Source organism: Campylobacter sp. LMG 17559 (assembly GCF_024723605.1).
Classification (GTDB): Bacteria; Campylobacterota; Campylobacteria; order Campylobacterales; family Campylobacteraceae; genus Campylobacter_D.
Genome location: NZ_JANQCZ010000050.1, coordinates 1 through 616, shown reverse-complemented (window position 1 = coordinate 616; position 616 = coordinate 1). Strand labels below are relative to the sequence as shown.

Annotated in this window: 1 protein-coding gene; it reads right to left on the bottom strand. The window is 28.2% G+C overall.

From position 1 onward, the window contains the following. Positions 1 to 616: ShlB/FhaC/HecB family hemolysin secretion/activation protein (locus tag CAMP5082_RS08255; RefSeq protein ID WP_337206434.1), on the bottom strand; the 616-nt coding region annotated here is incomplete at both ends.

Sequence of the window (616 nt, the reverse complement as noted above, 5' to 3'; positions counted from 1 at the left end):
AATCTCCACCTAAAGAATAAGATCCTTGAGATATACTTGGAGTAATTTTTAAATTTCCTAAAAAGAAAGTATAACTTGCTCCATAGTTGATTTGATTTTCATTGCTTGATTGTAAGTAAAAATTATAATAATCTCCCATATTAAATATAGAATTAAATCCCATACTAATACCAGCTCTAATATCCCCTGCACTTTCAATACCATAATTATCAGTATATAATAATACATTAGCTTTAGTATCAGGCACTACTTCTATAACTACATCAGTTTCTCCTACATTCTCTCCTGCTTGTAAACCTGCTAGGGTTTGTACTCCATACATTTCATTGACTTTATATACACTATCTTCTATTAATTTAGTAGAGATGATTTTACCTTTGATTCTTTCATTAAGCTTACTCTCTATAAAATAATCTTTTATAGTAGTTTTATTCTTTATTATATACTTACCTAATGTTCCTAAGGCTATGTTTATTTGTACACTATTTTCAAATTCTTGTTGGGGTACATAAGCTGTTGCTGCAGGATAGCCATTAACTTGGAAATAATAAGCAATGATATTAGATATATCTTGTAAATCTTGTAAGCTAAATTTTCTAGTACTAAACTCACTAAT